Raw genomic sequence first — 19,729 nt, 5'->3', positions numbered from 1 at the left:
CGCGCCGTGCGTGGCGTGCTGCGCCGGAGTGGCCGGCGACATATCAATCAAGGAGGAGACACATGGAACAGACCGGTTCAAGCGCCGTCGCACCCGCTCCGCAGTGCGTCCGGCCGTTCGCCGGCGCCGATGCATCGACCGCGACGCTCGTCGAGGTATGGGGCGACACGGTGGCCACGAAGCATCTGGCGTGGTCGGTCCTGCTCGGCATCTCGATCAGCCTCGGCGCGTTCGAGATCGGCCGGCTCGCACTCGCGTCGTTCGTGCACGACGCGGCGATCGCGCGGGCTTACGCGATGCTGATCGGCCTCGGCGGCTGCCTGCTGGCCGGCACGATCTGCGCGGTGCTGTTCAAGCCGAAGCGCACGGTGATCGAACATGCGGCAGGCGGCCCCGAGCGCGACGAAGCGCTCAGGCAGCTTGCCGAGGCGTCGGGCGGGCTCGGGTCGCCGAGCGACCTGTCGGCCAGTGCGCGCGCGGAGATGGAGGAGCTCGGCTTGCTCGACCTGTTCGCGTCATACGATGCGTCGCCCGATCGCGCACGCGCGGGAGGCCGCTGATGGACGCGCTGCTGCATGCGTTTCCGGCCGCGTTCGCGATGGGGCTGCTCGGCGCGATCGTGTTCTCCGGCATCGGGCTGATCTCGGGCACCGACGAAACGACCACGATCGCGCCGCTCACGCTGCTCGTCGCGCTGCTCGGCGTGCCGCCCGCCGGCGTGTTCACGTTCTTCCTCGCGGGCGCGGTGGCCAAGCACATCACGCATTCGATCCCGACCGCGCTGCTCGGCATTCCCGGCGACACGATGGCCGCGCCGCTGCTGCAGCAGGCAACGCTGCTGCGCGCGCTCGGCGTGCCGCACATCGCGTTGCGCAAGATGATCTCCGGCGCGATCGTCGCCGCATTCGTCGCGCTGCCGCTCGCCGTGCTGTTCGCGTCGCTGCTCGCGCCGTTCGGCGCGGCGATCGCGAAGGCCGCGCCGTGGGTGTTCCTCGCGGCGGCCGTCGGCATTGCGTATTTCTCGGCGGGGCGCTGGGCATCGGTGTTGCTGCTGGTGCCGTTCGTGATGCTGGTGGTCGGGCTGCAGGCGCTGACGGGCCATTACGGCGTGAAGCTGAGCGTCAGCTACTTCCTCGGGATCGCGATCGGGCCGCTGGTCGCCGACCTGTTCTCGATCCTGTCGCCGGCCGAGCGGCGGCGCATGCGCCGCGACGGACCGTCGACGTTCGTGCTCGCACCCGACGTGAAGAGCTGGCGCGGCTACTTCCCGAATCCGCTGAAGGTGCTCGACCGCGAGCAGGTCGCATGGACGGTCGGGACGGCCGCCGTGTCGAGCGCGACGTTCGTGTTCAGCCCGGTCGCGATGACCGTGCTGATGGGCGAGATCGTCGGCGCGCGCGTGCGTCATGCGTACCAGCGCCTGACGACCGTGATCGCTGCGCGCAACGGCGTGACCGAAGCGACCTATATCGCCGAAGCGCTGATTCCGCTGATCGCGTTCGGGCTGCCGCTGAGCCCGGTGGCGGCCGGCCCGGCCGCGCCGCTGTTCAATGCGCCGCCGCGCTTCACGGTCGATGCGGCGAGCGGGCAGATCCACAACCTCCACACGCTGATGAGCTGGCCCGAGTTCCTCGGCTACGGGCTGCTGTCGATCCTGCTGGCCGCGTTGATCGCGTATCCGCTCGCGATGCACCACGCGCACCGCGCGGCATCGTTCGTCGCGAAGAAGCTGAGCCACGAAGCGATCATCGCGACCTTCGCGGGGCTGATCGTCGTGATCGGCGTATGGGAAGGGCAACTGCTGGGGCTTGCCGTGATCGTGACGGTCGGCCTGTTCGGCGGGATGCTGTCGCGCCTGTTTGCGTTCAACACAGGCGTGCAGTTCATGGGCTACTACGTCGCGGTGCTCAGCGTGCCCGCGATCGCCAGGCTGTTCTGACGCGCCGGCGCACGGGGGCCGCGTGTGCCGCGCGGCTGCCCGAAAGCGTCGTGTCGCGCGCGATTTTTGAATCGCCGTGTGTCGTGTGTGCGCGCGGATACGTTGGGATACAAAGCATCCGGATGGTTCGGATATAAAACCGGTGAAGCGTTTCACACGGCGGCGCGGTGCCATGCGCCGCCGCTGCGAACGGCGATACTGGAGCGCCCGCACGTGCCGCGGGCCCCTTCCTAAGCGATCGACAATGGAGAACGAGTCATGCCTGATACCGTGAACACCCGCCGCCGCCTGATCCTGGGCACGACGCTGGCGGGCCTGAGCCTCGCCGACCTCGGGTTCGGCAACCTGGCGCGCGCGCAGTCGGCGCCCGATGCACCGGCTGCGAAGCGCCCGGCCGGCGTTGCGTCGCTGGGCACGATCCACCAGATCGACGCGGGCGTGCTCAACGTCGGGTATGCGGACCTCGGGCCGAAGAAGGGCCCCGTCGTGTTCCTGCTGCACGGCTGGCCGTACGACATCTACAGCTATGCCGAAGTCGCGCCGCTGCTCGTCGCGGCCGGCTATCGCGTGATCGTGCCGTACCTGCGCGGCTACGGATCGACGACGTTCCGCTCTGCCGACACGGTGCGCAATGGCCAGCAGGCCGTGACGGCCGTCGACGTCGTCGCGCTGATGGATGCGCTGAAGATCGACCGCGCGGTGTTCGGCGGCTACGACTGGGGCGCGCGCACGGCCGACATCATCGCGGCGCTGTGGCCGCAGCGCGTGAAGGCGCTGGTGTCGGTGAGCGGCTACCTGATCGGCAGCCAGGAGGCGAACCGCAAGCCGCTGCCGCCACAGGCCGAATTCCAGTGGTGGTATCAGTTCTATTTCACGACCGAGCGCGGCGCACTCGGCTACGCGGCGAACCGCGATGCGTTCAACAAACTGATCTGGCAACTTGCGTCGCCGAAGTGGCAGTTCTCCGACGAGACCTATGCGCGCTCGGCCGCGTCGTTCCAGAACCCCGATCATGTGGCCGTCGTGATCCACAACTATCGCTGGCGCCTCGGGCTCGTCAAGGGCGAGGCGCAATACGACGACATCGAGCGGCGTCTCGCCGCCGGGCCGGCGATTACGGTGCCGACGATCACGATGGAAGGCGACGCGAACGGCGCGCCGCATCCGGAACCGGCCGCGTATGCGAAGCGGTTCACGGGCAAGTACCAGCACCGGACGATCACCGGCGGCATCGGCCACAACCTGCCGCAGGAAGCGCCGCAGGCGTTCGCCGACGCGATCCTGCAAGTGGAGCATCTGTGATGCGGGCAGGCGCAGGCATCCTGCGTCGCGGCATGGGCCGCGCGCTCGTCGCGGGCGCGCTGCTGGCCGGCGCGCTGTCGGCGAGCGGCCCGGCCGCATTCGCGGAGCAGCCGAAAGCCGCCGCGTCGCCGATCTACGGCGTGACGATCCCGCCCGGCTACCGGAAATGGGAAATGGTCGCGCCGGCCGAAGAGGCCGCGCCGCTCGACGAGCTGCGCGTGGTGCTCGGCAACCCCGTCGCGATCCGCGCGCTCGAACAGGCGACGCTGCCGTTTCCAGACGGCACGATCCTCGTGAAGCTCGCGTACAAGCGCAAGCAGTCCGACGAGTTCGCGCCGGCGACGGTGCCTGGCCAGGCGACGACCGTGCAGGTGATGGTGAAGGACTCGCGCCGCTATGCATCGACGGGCGGCTGGGGGTTCGGACGCTTCATCAACGGCGTGCCGGCCGATATCGGCCAGCATCAGACGTGCTTTGCGTGTCACCAGGCGCGTGTGAAGAACCATGACTACGTGTTCACGCGGCTCGCGCCGTGACGTGACATGAAAAGACGGGTTTGACGGAAAGGCGTGCCGCGCGAGGCGCGCCTTTTTTGTGTTGCGTGCGTCGGGGGAGCACATCGGCACGGCGGTGAACGACGCGGCATGCGGGTTTGTATCGTACTGTATCTGCGGCCGTTCCGGAAAAACTGGCATGCACAAAGCCCCTGTTCCGGAAACATGCCGGATACGTGGGCGGGTTCTACTGTCGACATGCAGAAAACGTTCGGTGTCAGACGTTCACACCGGATGCCAAGTGATCGACACCTCAACTTCGTTCAAGGAGAACCCTCATGAAAACCGCCCGAATCCTCGTTGTTGCCGTCCTCGCCGCCATCCCCGCGTTGTCGTTCGCCGATACCGGTCACAGCCTCACGCGTGCTGAAGTGCGCGCGGACCTCATCCGTCTCGAGAAGGCCGGCTACAACGCGGCCGGCAGCGAAGCGCATTACCCGGACGACATCGCCGCCGCACAGAACGCCGTTGCGGCTGCCGAGCAGGTCGCACGTTCGGACCAGAACGGCCCGTCGAAGTCGCAAGGCGACAACGTGGCCGATGCGTCGACGCCGGCCGGTCATCGTGACGCCGCGCAGTCGCGTGCTGCCCGCAACGCCGTCGACGACCTGTACGCGCATTCGTGATCCGTTGCCGCGCCTGCTGCATGCAGGCGCGGCCACCCCAGCAGCACTTCAATTGAACAACACGACAGAGAATGGAGCATGACGATGGCCGGTAAGATGAAACGGGTTCTGGTATCCGCCGCGGTGATCGGCGGACTGTTCGGTGCGGTCGCGGCGCAGGCTGCGCCGCAGGACGACCTGAAGGGCACGAATGTCGTGCTCGTGCACGGCGCGTTCGCCGACGGGTCGAGCTGGAACCGCGTGATTCCGCTGCTCGAGGCGCGCGGGCTGCACGTCGTGTCGGTGCAGAATCCGCTGAGCTCGCTCGCCGACGATGCGGCTGCAACGAAGCGCACGATCGACGAGCAGAAAGGGCCGGTCGTGCTGGTCGGCCATTCGTGGGCCGGCGTCGTGATCAGCGACGCCGGCAACGACGACAAGGTGAAGTCGCTCGTCTACGTCGCCGCGTTCGCGCCTGACAACGGTCAGTCGATCGCCGACGTCACGCAGGGGCTGCCGGCGCCCGCATGGGCCGGTGAATTGCGCAAGGATGCGGGTGGTTTCGCGCGGCTGTCGGACAAGGCGATCGCGCAGGATTTCGCGCCGGACCTGCCGCCCGCGCAGCAGCGCATCGTTGCGGCGACCCAGGGGCCGTGGTATGGCGGTTGCATCTCGGAGAAGGTCGCGCAGGCCGCGTGGCATGCGAAGCCGTCGTCATTCGTGGTCGCGACGCAGGACCGGATGATCGATCCGAAGCTGCAGGAAGCGATGGCGAAGCGGATCGGTGCGACGGTCACGCGCGTGAACGGCAGCCATGTCGCGATGCTGAGCCAGCCGAAGGCTGTGGCCGACGCGATCATCGCGGCCGCGGAACGCGCGAAGCAGGATACGCAGTGAGTGAACGCGGTATCGCGCCTTCGTTGAAGGGCGGCGCCGCGCGTGATTGTGATGTCCTTTCCCAAGGAGAAGTCATGACGCAACTCTGGCAACTGTCGGCAACCGAACTTGCGAAACGCGTGCGGCAACGTGAAGTGTCCGCGCGCGAAGTGGCGGACGCCGTGCTCGATCGTCTCGACGCGGTGAATCCGGCGATCAACGCGGTGATCGAACACCGGCCCGACGACGTGCGGCGGCAGGCCGATGAAGTCGATCGCGCGATCGCGCGCGGCGACGATCCAGGGCCGCTCGCGGGTGTGCCAGTGACCGTGAAAATCAACATCGATCAGGCGGATTTCGCGACGACCAACGGCACGCGTCTGCAGGGGAACCTGATCGCGCGCACCGACAGCCCGTCGGTCGGCAACCTGAGAAAGGCCGGCGCGATCCTGCTCGGCCGCACCAATTCGCCGACGTTCGCGTTGCGCTGGTTCACGTCGAATCTCGTGCACGGCCACACGCGCAATCCGCGCAACCCGTCGCTCACGCCGGGCGGATCGAGCGGCGGCGCGGCCGCCGCCGTGGCTGCCGGGATCGGCCCGCTTGCGCTCGGCACCGATATCGGCGGTTCGGTCCGTTACCCGGCGTATGCATGCGGCGTGCACGGGATCCGGCCGTCGCTCGGTCGCGTGCCGGCATTCAACGCGTCGTCGCCCGAGCGTCCGATCGGTGCGCAACTGATGTCGACGACGGGGCCGATCGCGCGCACGATCGACGATCTCGCGCTTGCGCTGCAGGCGATCGCCGCGCCCGACCCGCGCGATCCGTGGTACGTGCAGGCGCCGATCGAAGGGCGCGCGATGCCGAGGCGCGCGGCGTTGTGCGTGCGTCCGGGCGGATTGCAGGTCGTGCCCGAAGTCGAGGCCGCGTTGCGCGATGCCGCACGCCGGCTCGTCGATGCGGGTTGGACCGTCGACGAGATCGACGATACGCCGCCGATGCGCGAAGCTGCGCTGCTGCAGGAACAGCTTTGGCTCGGCGACGGGTTCGATGCTTTGGCGGACGCGGTTGCCAGCGACGGCGACCCGGGCGCGGCGGCGGTGATCGCCGCCGTGCGCGGCAAGGTGCGCGGCCTCCCGGCCGACGTGATCGGCCGCGCGCTGGTCCGGCGTACCACGCTGACACGGCAGTGGCGGCTGTTTCTCGACGGGTATGCGGTGCTGCTGCTGCCCGTGTCGGCGGAACTGCCGTTCCCCGACGATCTCGACCGGCAGGGGCCGGACGGCTTCGAGCGCGTGTGGGAAGCGCAGCTCACATTGCGCGCGCTGCCCGCGATGGGGCTGCCGGGGCTGGCCGTGACGACGGCGCTCGTGAACGGCGTGCCGGTAGGCGTGCAGGTGGTTGCCGCGCATCATCGCGAGGATCTGTGCCTGCTCGCGGGGCGCGACATCGAGGCGCGCGGCGTGCCGGTTGCGCCGGTCGATCCGGTGCTGTGATGAATTGACGAATGAGGGCATCGGCTGGATGCCTAAAGGCGTTTAGCCGATGCCTCGCGCCATCCGCGCAGGCGCATACCCTCCATTTCGGATTCCATGACAACGCGCCGCACGCCGCGTTGATCGTCTCCCGCCATTCCTTTCAAAGCCCTTCGATGCATGACATCGAACGGTCATCGTCCCGCATTTCCCGCACGCGAGCGGACCCGCGCCGATAGCGCGCGTCTGCTATTGCATTTCGCACGGCGCTGATTAGGAAATGAATTTTTATTGGTTCTGCTTCCCCGGTCGCACTCGCATAGTGGCGCTGACGGCTATAGACAGCACGCAAGCTGCAACAGCCGCATTCCCGGTGTTTTTGATCATACGAATCTGCGAAAACAAGGAAGTGTCATGACGGTTGCATTGGAAGAACGAACCGCTGCGCAGCAGGCGCTCGTAGACGCCCGCGCGGCGGCCGCCTCGGCCGGCACACCCTACGCGGGCGGCGTCGCGCCCGAAGCCGCGTGGGCGCTGTTCTCGGCCGGCGACGCGCTGCTGGTGGACGTGCGCACCGCGGAAGAACGGAAATTCGTCGGCCACGTGCCGGCGTCGCTGCATGTGCCGTGGGCGACCGGCACGAGCCTGACGCGCAACCCGCGTTTCGTGCGCGAACTGGAAGCGAAGACCGGCAAGGATGCCGTGGTGCTGCTGCTGTGCCGCAGCGGCAACCGGTCCGCGCAGGCGGCCGAGGCCGCAACGAAGGGCGGCTTCACACGGGTGTTCAACGTGCTCGAAGGGTTCGAGGGCGACCTCGACGAGGGGCAGCATCGTGGCGGCCGCAACGGCTGGCGCTTTCGCGGCCTGCCGTGGGCGCAGGACTGAGTCACGGCCGATACGGGGAGAAGTCATCATGGCCGCATTCGAAATCGACGACATCGTTCAGTCGCTGCAGACCGTGCGCCGCGCGTGGCGCGAGAAGCAGCGGCGCTCGCTCGAACCGGGCGGGCGCGACCTGCCCGCGCGCGAGGCGCTCGCGCAGATCATCGGCGCGCTGAAGGGCGTGCTGTTCCCGATGCGGCTCGGGCCGCCCGACCTGCGCCAGGAGAGCGAGAACTTCCATGTGGCCCATGCGCTCGACGCGGCGCTGAACGCGCTGCTCGCGCAGGTGACGCTCGAGCTGCGCTATGCGGCGCGCCAGCGCAACGCCGACGGGCCGATCGACACAATCGGCGAAGTCGACACAGTGGCCGCGACGGCGGTGCAGGCGTTTGCCGCGCGGCTGCCCGAGATTCGCCGGCTGCTCGACAGCGACGTGCTGGCCGCGTTCCATGGCGATCCGGCGGCCGGCAGTGTCGACGAGGTGCTGCTGTGCTACCCGGGCATCCTCGCGATGATCCACCACCGGCTCGCGCACGAGCTGTACCGGCTCGGCCTGCCGCTGCTTGCGCGGATCATCGCTGAGCAGGCGCATGCGGAAACGGGCATCGACATTCATCCGGGCGCGCGCATCGGCGCGGGCTTCTTCATCGACCACGGCACGGGCGTCGTGATCGGCGAGACGGCGATCATCGGCGAGCGCGTGCGCGTGTACCAGGCCGTCACGCTCGGCGCGAAGCGCTTTCCGCGCGATGCGGCCGGCCATCTGGAGAAAGGGCTCGCGCGCCATCCGATCGTCGAGGACGACGTGGTGATCTATGCGGGCGCAACGATCCTCGGCCGCGTGACGATCGGGCGCGGTGCGGTGATCGGCGGCAACGTGTGGCTCACGCAGGACGTGCCGGCCGGCGCGAACGTCACGCAGGCCGTGCTGCGCAGCGAAGCGAACGCCGCGCCGCGCGCGGCGGCGTCGGTCGCATAGGGCGCGTCATGAGCGACCTCATCCATCACTTCGGCGCCAACGTGCGCAAGCTGCGCGAAGCGCGCACGTGGTCGCAGGAGCAGCTCGCCGAGCATGCGGGGCTGAACCGCTCGTATGTCGGCGAGATCGAGCGCGGCGAGGCGATCGTGTCGATCGTCACGGCCGACAAGATCGCGCGCGCGTTCGACGTGTCGATCTCGACGCTGCTGCCCGGCGCGTACGTCACCTGAGGTTGCGCCGTTTCCGTTTCGGTTGCACGACATGACGGCTATAGCATGTTGAGCCGGCAGGTGCGTGCTTCCGATAATCACCGAGCGTCATAAGCAATCCCGTTTTTCATCTTAAGAACCCGGAGCCACACATGTCGACCGTTGCAAGCGGCACGGCCGCGCTGAGCGATCACGCCGCCCGCCAACTAGCGAACGCTACCAAGACCGTCCCCCAGCTTTCCACGATCACGCCGCGCTGGCTGACCCATCTGCTGCAATGGGTGCCGGTCGAGGCCGGCATCTATCGCCTGAATCAGGTGAAGAACCCGGAAGCCGTGCGCGCCGCGTGCACGCAGCTCGAGGACGAAAGCGTGCTGCCGCAGACCTTCGTGCCGTACGAGGAACAGCCGCGCGAATACTTCCTGAACGCGGTGAGCACGGTGCTCGACGTGCATACGCGGATCTCCGATCTTTACAGCAGTCCTCATGACCAGATCAAGGAACAGCTGCGCCTGACGATCGAGACGATCAAGGAACTGCAGGAAAGCCAGCTGATCAACAATCCCGACTACGGGCTGCTGGCGAACGTGAGCGACGAACAGCGGATCTTCCCGCTGACGGGCGCGCCGACGCCGGACGATCTCGACGAACTGCTGACGAAGGTGTGGAAGGAGCCCGCGTTCTTCCTCACGCACCCGCTCGCGATCGCCGCGTTCGGCCGCGAATGCACGCGGCGCGGCGTGCCGCCGCCGACCGTCAGCCTGTTCGGCTCGCAGTTCCTCACGTGGCGCGGCATTCCGTTGATCCCGTCGGACAAGGTGCCGGTCGCGGACGGCAAGACCAAGATCCTGCTGCTGCGCGTCGGCGACAAGCGGCAGGGCGTCGTCGGCCTCTATCAGCCGGGCGTCGCGGGCGAGCAGGGGCCGGGCCTGTCGGTGCGCTTCATGGGGATCAACAACCAGGCGATCGCGTCGTACCTGATCTCGCTGTATTGCTCGCTCGCGGTCCATTCGCCGGATGCGCTGGCTGTCCTCGATGACGTCGAAATCGCCAAGTTCCATGACTATCCCGACACCTACCGTTAATCCCGGCCTGGCTGGCGGCGACGCGCTCGCGCTGCCGCACGCGCCGCTGCCGGCCGGGTTGCCCGACCCCGCGACGCTGGCTCGGCTCGCGTCCGAGTTCTTCTCGACACCGCCCGGGCAGGCCACCGCGCCCGGGCTGTCGGCGGGCAGCGGCGCGGTCGGCGGCGTGCCGTCGGCGTTGCCGGCCGCCGCGCCGATCCTTGCGTCGGTGAGCAACCCGGCACCGGCCGGCTCGCCGCTCGCGGGGCCGGGCGGCACGGGCACCGGCGTGCCGGGCCTCGCGCTGCCGCAGGGCAAGGCGGCCGGCACGAACCTCGCGCCGTCCGCGCCGACGCACGTGTTGTCGCTCGGCAATCGCGTGCCCGCGCTCGCGCCGCATGTGGCTGCGCAGAACGGGCTGCCCGACACTGTCGTGTCGATCGCGCCCGCGCTCGAGCCGCGCATCGGCGGCGCGGCGCTCGGCGTGCCGCCGGTGAATGCGGCGGCACCGGAAAGCGCGGCGAAGGCGTCGCCATACTACTTCACCGACGGTTCGCTGCAGGGCTGGCAGGCCACGCCGCAGGACATCGTGGTGCCGTCGAACGGCCTTGCGTCACCGGAAGCGTTCGGGCTGCCGGGCGACGATGCGCTGCGCGAACTGCTCGCCGTGCATCGCGACGTGCCGGTCTCGCGCGCATCGGGCGCCGATGTGCCGCGTTATTTCGTCGACGATGCGCGCGCCGCCGAGCCGCAAGGTCAGCTGCATCGCGGCGCGCACCCGCCGTTCGACGTGAACGCGATCCGCCGCGATTTCCCGATCCTGCAGGAGCGCGTGAACGGCAAGCCGTTGGTCTGGTTCGACAATGCGGCGACGACGCACAAGCCGCAGGCCGTGATCGACCGCCTCGCGTATTTCTACGCTCACGAGAACTCGAACATCCATCGTGCCGCGCATGCGCTGGCCGGTCGCGCGACGGATGCATACGAGCATGCGCGGGACACCGTGCGGCGTTTCATCGGCGCGTCGTCGCCCGACGAGATCGTGTTCGTGCGCGGCACGACCGAGGCGATCAACCTGATCGCGAAGACGTGGGGCGTGCAGAACGTCGGCGAAGGCGACGAGATCGTCGTGTCGCATCTCGAGCATCACGCGAACATCGTGCCGTGGCAGCAGCTCGCCGCGCAGAAGGGCGCGACGCTGCGCGTGATTCCGGTCGACGATTCGGGGCAGGTGCTGCTCGACGAATACCGGAAGCTGCTCAACGACCGCACGAAGATCGTGTCCGTCACGCAGGTGTCGAACGCGCTCGGCACGGTCGTGCCGGTGAAGGAGATCGTCGAACTCGCGCATCGCGCGGGCGCGAAGGCGCTCGTCGACGGTGCGCAGTCGATCTCGCACATGCACGTCGACGTGCAGGCGCTCGATGCGGATTTCTTCGTGTTCTCCGGGCACAAGATCTACGGGCCGACCGGGATCGGCATCGTGTACGGCAAGCGCGCGATCCTCGACGACATGCCGCCGTGGCAAGGCGGCGGCAACATGATCGCGGACGTGACGTTCGAGCGCACGGTGTTCCAGCCGCCGCCGAACCGCTTCGAGGCCGGCACCGGCAACATCGCGGACGCGGTGGGGCTCGGTGCCGCGCTCGACTACGTGAGTCGCGTCGGCATCGAGAACATCGCGCGCTACGAGCACGACCTGCTCGCGTATGCGACGAGCGTGCTCGCGCCGGTACCGGGCGTGCGGCTGGTCGGCACCGCGCGCGACAAGGCGAGCGTGCTGTCGTTCGTGCTGAAGGGCTATGAGACCGAGGAAGTCGGGCAGGCGCTGAACGAGGAGGGCATCGCGGTGCGCTCGGGGCATCACTGCGCGCAGCCGATCCTGCGTCGCTTCGGGCTCGAGGCGACGGTGCGGCCGTCGCTCGCGTTCTACAACACGTGCGACGAGGTCGATGCGCTCGTCCGTGTCGTGCGGCGTCTCGCGACACGGCGCTGACGTCGCTCGCTGGTGGCGGCCCTTGCGGGGCGCCGCCAGCGATTTCCTGTCATCCGGTCAGAAGCGCACGACCGGCTTCTGCTCGACGCTGAAGCCGTCGCGCAGCACGCACGCCGAATCGGCGAAGTAGCGGCGGGTTTCCGACAGCAGGTCGGTATTGCCGCGACGACAGAACACCACGCCCGACCCTTCCTCCGTCAGCAGTTCGTCGATCAGCGACTCGGGTTGCCCGATATCGGCGAGATGGACGTTCTGCACGCCGTGCGCGAGCGCATCGAGTGCTTCCCGCACGCGGGGCGCGACATCGGCTGCCGGATGCTCGGCGAGCCATTGCTCGAGTTCCGTGATGCCGTACAACCCCGCGAGTTCACCGAGTTCACGCAGCGGTGCGCTTTCGACCATCATCACCAGCGTCACCGCGCCCGTACGTTGCGCGAACAGGCTGCCGAGCCGTTCCGGGCGCAGCGCGCGATCCTGACCGGCGTCATCCGGCGCGACGGGCATCACGACGGGCACCAACCCGTTCCCGAGCAATGCGTTCAACGCGGCGCAGTCGAATCGCGCGACCGGGCTCGTGTTCGTCCGGTCGGATTCGGCACCGGCGACCAGCAGGCCACCGTCGTGACCGTCGATGCCGATCGCCTTGGCGCCGTGACTGCCGACCAGGCGTACCAGTTCGTGGTTGACCTCGGCCATCGCGATGCATGCGGCCACCGACACCCATCAGCAGCAGGCCGGCCGTCGTATCGAGCACGGCCTTGCGCCGAACCAGCAGCCTGCGCACCGACGGGTGCGACGCGAGCAGCGCCATCGTGCAATACCACGCGGCCGATATCGCGATCGACAGCGCGACGACCGCGAGATCGAGCCATGCCGGCGCATGGGCCGGCACCATCAGCGCGAAGATGCTGCCGTAGAACGCGATGGATTTCGGGTTCGTCATGCTGACGACATAGCCTTTCTTCGCGGCGTTCCAGTCGGACGTCTCAGCCGGCGCGGAAATGGGCAACGGCTTGCGCGCTGCGGTGTTCCGTCGATCCCAAGCAAAAAACGCGTGACGACTTTCGTCGCCGCGCGTTGTGTCGTTCCCGCGAGACCGGGCGCACGCCGGCGAACCGGCACGTAAAACCAGCCGTCAGAAATCGAACCCCGGCCCGCCCGCGCCCGGGCCGCCCGGCGTCGCGGCCGGCGCCGCATCCTTGGGCGCTTCGAACACGGTCGCATCGGTCGTCAGCAGCAGCCCCGCGACCGACGCCGCGTTTTGCAGCGCCGTGCGCGTAACCTTGGTCGGGTCGAGTACGCCCGATTCGACGAGGTCGCCGTATTCGCCCGTCTGCGCGTTGTAGCCGAAGTTGCCCGAGCCTTCCGCGACCTTCGCGACCACCACGCTCGCTTCCTCGCCCGCGTTCGCGACGATCTGGCGCAGCGGTTCCTCGAGCGCGCGCAGCACGATCTTGATGCCCGCGTCCTGGTCGGCATTCACGCCCTTCAGTTCGCGGATCGCCTGCCGCACGCGGATCAGCGCGACGCCGCCGCCCGGCACGATGCCTTCCTCGACGGCCGCGCGCGTCGCGTGCAGCGCGTCGTCGACGCGGTCCTTCTTTTCCTTCACCTCGATCTCGGTTGCGCCGCCGACCTTGATCACCGCGACACCGCCCGCGAGCTTCGCGACGCGTTCCTGCAGTTTCTCGCGGTCGTAATCGGACGATGCCTCTTCGATCTGCACGCGAATCTGCTTCACGCGCGCCTCGATGTTCTTCGCATCGCCCGCGCCGTCGATCACGGTCGTGTTTTCCTTGCCGACCTCGATGCGCTTCGCCTGGCCGAGTTCGGCGAGCGTCGCTTTCTCGAGCGTCAGGCCGGTTTCCTCGGCGATCACTTGCCCGCCGGTGAGGATCGCGATGTCCTCGAGCAGCGCCTTGCGGCGATCGCCGAAGCCCGGCGCCTTGACCGCGACCGTCTTCAGGATCCCGCGGATGTTGTTCACGACGAGCGTCGCGAGCGCTTCGCCCTCGACATCCTCGGCGATGATCAGCAGCGGGCGACCCGATTTCGCGACCTGCTCGAGCACCGGCAGCAGGTCGCGGATGTTCGCGATCTTCTTGTCGTGCAGCAGGATGTACGGATTCTCGATCTCGGCGATCTGTTTGTCGGGATTGTTGATGAAGTACGGCGACAGGTAGCCGCGGTCGAACTGCAGCCCCTCGACGACATCGAGCTCGTCGGCGAGCGACTTGCCGTCCTCGACCGTGATCACGCCTTCCTTGCCGACGCGGTCGATCGCTTCCGCGATGCGCTGGCCGATCGATTCCTCGCCGTTCGCGGAGATCGTCGCGACCTGCGCGATTTCCTTGCTCGTGGTGGTCGGCTTGCTGATCTTCTTCAGCGCGTCGACGGCCTGCGCGACGGCCTTGTCGATGCCGCGCTTCAGGTCGAGCGGGTTGAGCCCGGCCGCGACGTATTTCTGGCCTTCGCGCACGATCGCCTGCGCGAGCACGGTGGCGGTCGTCGTACCGTCGCCGGCCGCGTCGCTGGTGCGCGACGCGACTTCCTTCACGAGTTGCGCGCCGATGTTCTGCAGCTTGTCCGCGAGTTCGATTTCCTTCGCGACCGACACACCGTCCTTCGTGACGACGGGCGCGCCGAAGCTGCGTTCGAGCACGACGTTGCGGCCTTTCGGCCCGAGCGTGACCTTCACCGCGTTCGCGAGGATGTTCACGCCCTCGGTCAGTTCCGCGCGGGCGACGTCGCTGAAGATGATTTCCTTGGCTGCCATGATCCGGTTTCCTTGCGTTATTGATTGACGACCGCGACGATGTCTTCCTCGCGCAGTACCAGGAATTCGTCACCGTCCACCTTGACGGCCTGGCCCGCGTATTTGCCGAACAGCACGCGCTCGCCGACCTGCAGGTCGAGCACGATGCGCTGGCCGTCCGCGTCCTTGCGGCCGGGGCCGACCGCGATCACTTCGCCCTGGTCGGGCTTTTCCGCGGCGCTGTCGGGAATCACGATGCCCGAGGCGGTGGTGGTGTCCTGGTCGAGTCGTTTCACGATGACCCGGTCGTGCAAGGGGCGAAGGCTCATCTTTCGGTCCTGTCCTGTTCTGTTCTGTCGAGTGGGTTGGCACTCTGCATGAGAGCGTGCTGACGAGTATAGGAACGGGCGCCGACGCGATCCAATAACGGATTCGGAAAAGCATTTGCGCGGATGCGCTTTGGGAGCGAGCCCGGCGGCGCGGCACGGAGGCCGCCGCCGGAAGCAACGAGCGAGGCGGGCGCGTCAGATCAGCAGCGACACCGTCCTGAACAGCGCGAGATCCTCCTTGCGCGCGGAGCGCGCGTGCCGCCGGATGACCTGCAGCAGGCAGTCGATGAAGCAGCGCGCGGCATCGCTCTGCGTGCTGCTGCGGCGCGTGACGATGCCGAGCTCGCGCGGCTCGAAGGTCTCCTTCAGCGACAGCGCACGCATCCGCTCGCCGAACGGCGGCACGGCGGCGAGAATCGTCGGGCACCACGTGCACATGTCGGCCTGCTCGAGCATCGTCTGCAGCATCGCGACCGATTGCGCGCGCACGATGCGTCGCTCGTCGATCTGCGCGCCGTGGCGCGTGAACAGGTAGTCGACGAGTGCCGCCTGGCCGTCCGCCGCGAAATTCAGCACCCAATCGTTGTCGAGCAGGTCGTGGATCGACCGCGCGCGTTCGCGCGGATGGCCGGCGCGCACCATCACCGAGGTTTCGTAGCGCAGCATCGGCTCGAACGCGAATTCCTGCGCGCTGCCCGGCTGCACGTGCCCGAGCGCGAAATCCATGCTGCCGTCGCGCAGCAGCGGCTGCGCGACGGCGATCAACGCTTCGTAGAGTTCGAGACGCACGTCGGGCATCCGCTCGCGAAAACGCAACACCGTTTCCGCGAGGAACGTCATGGTGAGCCACGGCGTGACGCCGACGCTCAGCCGCCCCTCGACGCGCCCGCGCATCCGTTCGAGATCGCTCTGCGCGTGCTCCAGTTGCTTCAGCACGAGCTTCGCATGCGTGAGCAGCGTTTTCCCGTATTCGGTAAAGCCGATGCCCTCGGGCGCACGCACGAGCAGCGGCAGGCGCTCGCTCGCCTCCAGCTCGCGCAACGCGCGCGTGACCGCCGCCTGCGACAGCCCGAGCGTGCGCGCCGCGCCCCGGATGCTCCCGGCCTCCGCGCTGGCGACGAGCGCCTGCAATTGATGCAGCTTCATGGTGCAATACCCGACAACGAAAGGTTGTCATCATAACGAAACCGCGGCTGTTCGCCCGGATTTTCGCTGCATACGATCCCGTCACGATCCGCCATCCGGCGATCGGCAACCGGAACGCAGCGAAGGAGTATCGGGGTTGGATCAAACACGGATTTTTCCCGAAATGGCAGCCATCGAGGCCGAGATGATCGCGCTGCGCCGTCGGCTGCACGCGCATCCGGAGCTCGGCTTCGAGGAGCGCGCGACCAGCGATCTCGTCGCCGAGTGCCTGACAACATGGGGTTATCGGGTGGAGCGCGGCCTCGGCGGCACCGGCGTGGTCGGCACGCTGGCGCGCGGCGCCGGGAAGCGGCTCGGGCTGCGCGCGGACATGGACGCGTTGCCGATCCGCGAGACCACCGGGCTGCCGCATGCAAGCCGGCATGATGGCGTGATGCACGCGTGCGGCCACGACGGCCATACGGCGATGCTGCTCGCGGCCGCGCGCTGCATCGCAGAGCGCGCGCATTTCACGGGCACGCTGAACCTGATTTTCCAGCCGGCGGAGGAAGGGCTCGGCGGCGCGAAGCGCATGCTCGACGACGGGCTGTTCACGCGATTCCCGTGCGACGCGGTGTTCGCGATGCACAACGTGCCGGGGTTGCCGGCCGGCGTGCTCGGCTTCTGCGACGGCCCGGCGATGGCGTCGGCCGACGAGGTGCGCGTGCGCGTGTCAGGCCGCGGCGGGCATGGCGCGGCGCCGCACACGACGGTTGATCCGGTGGTGGTCTGCGCATCGATCGTGATGGCGCTGCAGACGATCGTGTCGCGCAACGTAAATCCGCAGGAGCTGGCGATCGTCACGGCGGGAGCGATCCACGCGGGCACCGCGTCGAACGTGATTCCGCCGCACGCGGAACTCGCATTGAGCGTGCGCGCGCTGTCGCCGGACGTGCGCGCGCTGCTCGAGCGGCGCATCCGCGAGATCGTGCAGGGGCAGGCCGCGAGCTATGGCGCGACGGCCGAGATCGACTACCGGCACGACTATCCGGTGCTCGTCAATCACGCGGCGGAAACGGCGTTCGCACGCGACGTCGCGCGCGAATGGGGCGGCGACGGCGCGCTGATTCCGCACCTGCGGCCGATCGCGGCGAGCGAGGACTTTGCGTTCATGCTGAACGCGTGTCCGGGCAGCTACCTGTCGATCGGCAACGGAGACGGCAACGGCGACGGCGCGACCGGATGCGGGCTGCACCACCCCGGCTACGACTTCAACGACGCGTGCCTCGCGACGGGCGCGAGCTACTGGGTCGCGCTGGCGGAGCGATATCTCGCGTGACGAGGCGCACGCGCGGTGAACCGGCGCCCGATGCGCCGGACGAATTCGATTCATGATTCACACAAGGAGACGGGAAATGAAACAGTGGATGGTGGCGCTCACGATAGCGCTGGCGGCAGGAGCGGCACATGCAGGCGACTGGACGGGCAAGGAGATCCGGCTCGCGGTCGATCCGACCTACCCGCCGCTCGAGTACAAGCTGCCGGACGGCACGCTGACGGGTTTCGGGATCGACATCACGAATGCGCTGTGCGAGGAGCTGAAGGCACGTTGCGTGTGGGTCGAGTCGAGTTTCGACGGAATGATTCCGGGGCTGCTCGCGCGCAAGTTCGACGTGATCGCGTCGTCGATGACGATCACGCCGAAGCGGATGCAGCAGATCGCGTTCACGAACAGGATCTCGAACGCGCCCGCGCGGCTGATCGCGCGCAAGGGTTCGCCGCTGCTGCCGACGGCCGAATCGCTGAAGGGCAAGCGCGTCGGCGTCGAGCAGGGCTCCGCGCAGGCCGACTATGCGGTCGCGAACTGGCAGCGGGCCGGCGTGCAGATCGTGTCTTACCAGAACCAGGATCAGGTCTACGCCGATCTCGTGACAGGGCGGCTCGACGCGGCGTTCCAGGCATCGATCGCGGCCAGCGACGGTTTCCTGAAGAAGCCGCAGGGCAAGGACTTTGCGTTCGCCGGTGCGGCGATCGACGACACGAAGTACTTCGGGCAGGGCGACGGGCTCGGTCTGCGCAAGCAGGACACCGACCTGCGCGATGCGTTCAATCACGCGCTCGCGGCGATTCTCGCGAACGGCACGTATCAGCGGATCAACCGGAAGTATTTCGATTTCGACATCTACGGCGCGAAGTGAACGGCGAGGTGCGGCGCGCTTTCGGGGCGCGTCGCGCATGAGGAGACGGCGCGCGATTAGCCGCGCGCCGGATGCATAAGAAAAACCGCCCGCACGGCCGGCGAATCAGGCAGGCAATCACGTGCGGGACCGGAAACATGAATAAGGATAACGAATGAACTGGAGAACTTTTTTCGTCGCGATTCCGGCGCTGTGCGCAGCGCCCGCGTTCGCGCAGGGCAGCGTCACGCTTTACGGTCTGGTCGATGCGGGCATCGACTATACGAACAACGTCGGCGGCCACAGCGCGTGGCAGATGGCGAGCGGTTTCGCGCAGGGCAGCCGCTGGGGGCTGAAAGGCACCGAGGATCTCGGCGGCGGCTACAGCGCGCTGTTCCAGATCGAGAACGGCTTCAACGTGAACAGCGGCACGCTCGCGCAGGGCGGCCGCATGTTCGGGCGGCAGGCTTACGTCGGGCTTGGCAGCACGCGCTACGGCACGCTGACGCTCGGCCGGCAATACGATTCGGTGGTCGACTACCTCGCGCCGACGACCGCGAACGGCAGTTGGGGCGTCTATCCGTTCTCGCACCCGCTTGACAACGACAACACGGGCAATACGTTCCGCGTCAACAACACGGTCAAGTACGCGAGCCCGGATTTCTCGGGCTTCTCGTTCGGCGGGACCTACAGCTTCAGCAACGACACGGGCTTCGCGAACAACCGGGTGTGGAGCGTCGGTGCGCAGTACGAGCAGGGCGGGCTGCTGGTCGGCGCGGCGTTCCTGAACGCGAACAACCCGGGCGCGACGTCCGGCGGCGCGGTGGCGGGTTCGGGTTCGGTCGGCGCCGATGCGAACTTTGCGTCGGCACGGCTGCGGATCTTCGGCGCAGGTGTCAACTACACGGCCGGGCCCGCGACAGTTGGCTTCGCGTACACGAACAGCAACGTCACGCGACCGACCGCGAACGTCGGCTACCTGTTCGGCGACGAGACGATCCAGCCCGTGACGGGGTCGCTCGCCGGCGGCACGGTGAGCGCGATCAAGTACCAGAACTTCGAGGTGAACGGCAAGTACCAGTTCACGCCGTCGTTCTTCGTCGGCGCGCAGTACGTGTACACGACGGTGCGCTACGACGCGACGACGGGCAGCGCGAAGCCGAAGATCCATTCGATCGGGCTGATGGCCGACTACAACCTGTCGAAGCGGACGGACGTGTACCTGATGGGCGCGTACCAGCGGGTTGCCGGCGACGCGACGGGTTCATCGCTCGATCAGGCGGTTATCCCCGGCGCGGCCGACCTGTCGTCGACGTCGAAGCAACTGATGGTGCATGCGGGGATTCGTCACAAGTTCTGACGGCGTGCGGGAGGAAAGGCGGTGGCGCGATCGCGCCACCGCCTGTGTGACGATTTATACGCCGGTGCTGCCCGTCGCGTATGCGCTGCTCGTGCTCGCATG

At 67.8% G+C, this 19,729-nt stretch carries 19 protein-coding genes and 1 pseudogene; 15 read left to right on the top strand and 5 right to left on the bottom strand.

Going from position 1 to position 19,729, the window contains the following annotated elements:
• Positions 1-62 precede the first annotated feature (62 nt).
• The 12 genes from CUJ89_RS29800 to CUJ89_RS29740 all read left to right on the top strand — a co-directional run bounded on the left by CUJ89_RS29800 (position 63) and on the right by CUJ89_RS29740 (position 11,881).
• Complete coding sequence (locus CUJ89_RS29800; protein WP_114180859.1) at positions 63-560, top strand: hypothetical protein; 498 nt, start codon at positions 63-65, stop codon at positions 558-560.
• On the top strand, positions 560-1,939 hold the full coding sequence (locus tag CUJ89_RS29795; protein WP_114180858.1) for a tripartite tricarboxylate transporter permease: 1,380 nt from the start codon (positions 560-562) through the stop codon (positions 1,937-1,939). Before CUJ89_RS29800 ends, CUJ89_RS29795 begins: the two co-directional genes overlap by 1 nt.
• A gap of 258 nt (positions 1,940-2,197) precedes the next feature.
• Positions 2,198-3,241: an alpha/beta fold hydrolase gene (locus CUJ89_RS29785; RefSeq protein ID WP_114180857.1), complete on the top strand. Its 1,044-nt coding sequence runs from the start codon at positions 2,198-2,200 to the stop codon at positions 3,239-3,241.
• The gene (locus tag CUJ89_RS29780; RefSeq protein ID WP_114180856.1) at positions 3,241-3,777 is read left to right on the top strand and encodes a cytochrome P460 family protein; all 537 of its coding nucleotides are present in this window, start codon (positions 3,241-3,243) and stop codon (positions 3,775-3,777) included. The genes CUJ89_RS29785 and CUJ89_RS29780 overlap by 1 nt, the downstream gene beginning before the upstream one ends.
• Positions 3,778-4,073: 296 nt before the next feature.
• Positions 4,074-4,421, top strand: coding sequence for a DUF4148 domain-containing protein (locus tag CUJ89_RS29775; protein WP_114180855.1), 348 nt, complete (start codon positions 4,074-4,076; stop codon positions 4,419-4,421).
• Positions 4,422-4,505: 84 nt separating this feature from the next.
• Positions 4,506-5,297 carry an alpha/beta fold hydrolase gene (locus tag CUJ89_RS29770; protein ID WP_114181627.1) on the top strand — a complete coding sequence of 264 codons (792 nt, stop codon included), beginning with the start codon at positions 4,506-4,508 and terminating at the stop codon, positions 5,295-5,297.
• Positions 5,298-5,371: 74 nt separating this feature from the next.
• Positions 5,372-6,772, top strand: coding sequence for an amidase family protein (locus CUJ89_RS29765; protein ID WP_114180854.1), 1,401 nt, complete (start codon positions 5,372-5,374; stop codon positions 6,770-6,772).
• A 393-nt stretch (positions 6,773-7,165) separates the two neighbouring features.
• A complete protein-coding gene (locus CUJ89_RS29760) occupies positions 7,166-7,636 on the top strand; it encodes a rhodanese-like domain-containing protein (RefSeq protein WP_114180853.1) in 471 nt (156 codons plus the stop codon).
• A 28-nt stretch (positions 7,637-7,664) separates the two neighbouring features.
• Positions 7,665-8,612, top strand: coding sequence for a serine O-acetyltransferase EpsC (epsC, locus tag CUJ89_RS29755; protein ID WP_114180852.1), 948 nt, complete (start codon positions 7,665-7,667; stop codon positions 8,610-8,612).
• 8 nt (positions 8,613-8,620) lie between these two features.
• The gene (locus tag CUJ89_RS29750) at positions 8,621-8,842 is read left to right on the top strand and encodes a helix-turn-helix domain-containing protein (protein WP_114180851.1); all 222 of its coding nucleotides are present in this window, start codon (positions 8,621-8,623) and stop codon (positions 8,840-8,842) included.
• A 131-nt stretch (positions 8,843-8,973) separates the two neighbouring features.
• Positions 8,974-9,906, top strand: coding sequence for a family 2A encapsulin nanocompartment shell protein (locus CUJ89_RS29745; protein WP_114180850.1), 933 nt, complete (start codon positions 8,974-8,976; stop codon positions 9,904-9,906).
• Positions 9,881-11,881: a family 2A encapsulin nanocompartment cargo protein cysteine desulfurase gene (locus CUJ89_RS29740; RefSeq protein WP_114180849.1), complete on the top strand. Its 2,001-nt coding sequence runs from the start codon at positions 9,881-9,883 to the stop codon at positions 11,879-11,881. Before CUJ89_RS29745 ends, CUJ89_RS29740 begins: the two co-directional genes overlap by 26 nt.
• A gap of 57 nt (positions 11,882-11,938) precedes the next feature.
• Here the strand turns inward: CUJ89_RS29740 and CUJ89_RS29735 are convergent, their stop codons facing one another.
• The 5 genes and pseudogenes from CUJ89_RS29735 to CUJ89_RS29715 all read right to left on the bottom strand — a co-directional run bounded on the left by CUJ89_RS29735 (position 11,939) and on the right by CUJ89_RS29715 (position 16,111).
• The gene (locus CUJ89_RS29735) at positions 11,939-12,595 is read right to left on the bottom strand and encodes an acetylglutamate kinase (RefSeq protein ID WP_236654989.1); all 657 of its coding nucleotides are present in this window, start codon (positions 12,593-12,595) and stop codon (positions 11,939-11,941) included.
• Positions 12,585-12,902 (bottom strand): annotated as a pseudogene (locus tag CUJ89_RS29730) (LysE family translocator); the annotation flags it as partial. The gene CUJ89_RS29735 and the pseudogene CUJ89_RS29730, both read right to left, overlap by 11 nt.
• A 114-nt stretch (positions 12,903-13,016) precedes the next feature.
• Entirely contained in the window at positions 13,017-14,657 is a 1,641-nt protein-coding gene (gene groL, locus CUJ89_RS29725) for a chaperonin GroEL (RefSeq protein WP_114180848.1), read from the bottom strand.
• A 17-nt stretch (positions 14,658-14,674) separates the two neighbouring features.
• Positions 14,675-14,965 (bottom strand): co-chaperone GroES, encoded by a 291-nt coding sequence (locus CUJ89_RS29720; protein ID WP_114180847.1) that lies wholly within the window; start codon positions 14,963-14,965, stop codon positions 14,675-14,677.
• Positions 14,966-15,160: 195 nt separating this feature from the next.
• Entirely contained in the window at positions 15,161-16,111 is a 951-nt protein-coding gene (locus CUJ89_RS29715; protein ID WP_114180846.1) for a LysR substrate-binding domain-containing protein, read from the bottom strand.
• A gap of 163 nt (positions 16,112-16,274) precedes the next feature.
• On the opposite strand from CUJ89_RS29715, the gene CUJ89_RS29710 reads away from it, so the two are divergent.
• The 3 genes from CUJ89_RS29710 to CUJ89_RS29700 all read left to right on the top strand — a co-directional run bounded on the left by CUJ89_RS29710 (position 16,275) and on the right by CUJ89_RS29700 (position 19,627).
• Positions 16,275-17,429 carry a M20 aminoacylase family protein gene (locus CUJ89_RS29710; protein WP_415859048.1) on the top strand — a complete coding sequence of 385 codons (1,155 nt, stop codon included), beginning with the start codon at positions 16,275-16,277 and terminating at the stop codon, positions 17,427-17,429.
• A gap of 76 nt (positions 17,430-17,505) precedes the next feature.
• Positions 17,506-18,288 (top strand): ABC transporter substrate-binding protein, encoded by a 783-nt coding sequence (locus CUJ89_RS29705; protein ID WP_114180844.1) that lies wholly within the window; start codon positions 17,506-17,508, stop codon positions 18,286-18,288.
• Positions 18,289-18,442: 154 nt separating this feature from the next.
• The gene (locus CUJ89_RS29700) at positions 18,443-19,627 is read left to right on the top strand and encodes a porin (RefSeq protein ID WP_114180843.1); all 1,185 of its coding nucleotides are present in this window, start codon (positions 18,443-18,445) and stop codon (positions 19,625-19,627) included.
• The last annotated feature ends 102 nt before the right edge of the window (positions 19,628-19,729 follow it).

Origin of the sequence: Burkholderia pyrrocinia (assembly GCF_003330765.1) — a bacterium.
Classification (GTDB): Bacteria; Pseudomonadota; Gammaproteobacteria; order Burkholderiales; family Burkholderiaceae; genus Burkholderia; species Burkholderia pyrrocinia_B.
The sequence above is the reverse complement of the archived record's forward strand: the minus strand, read 5'-3'. Positions and strand labels throughout refer to the sequence as shown.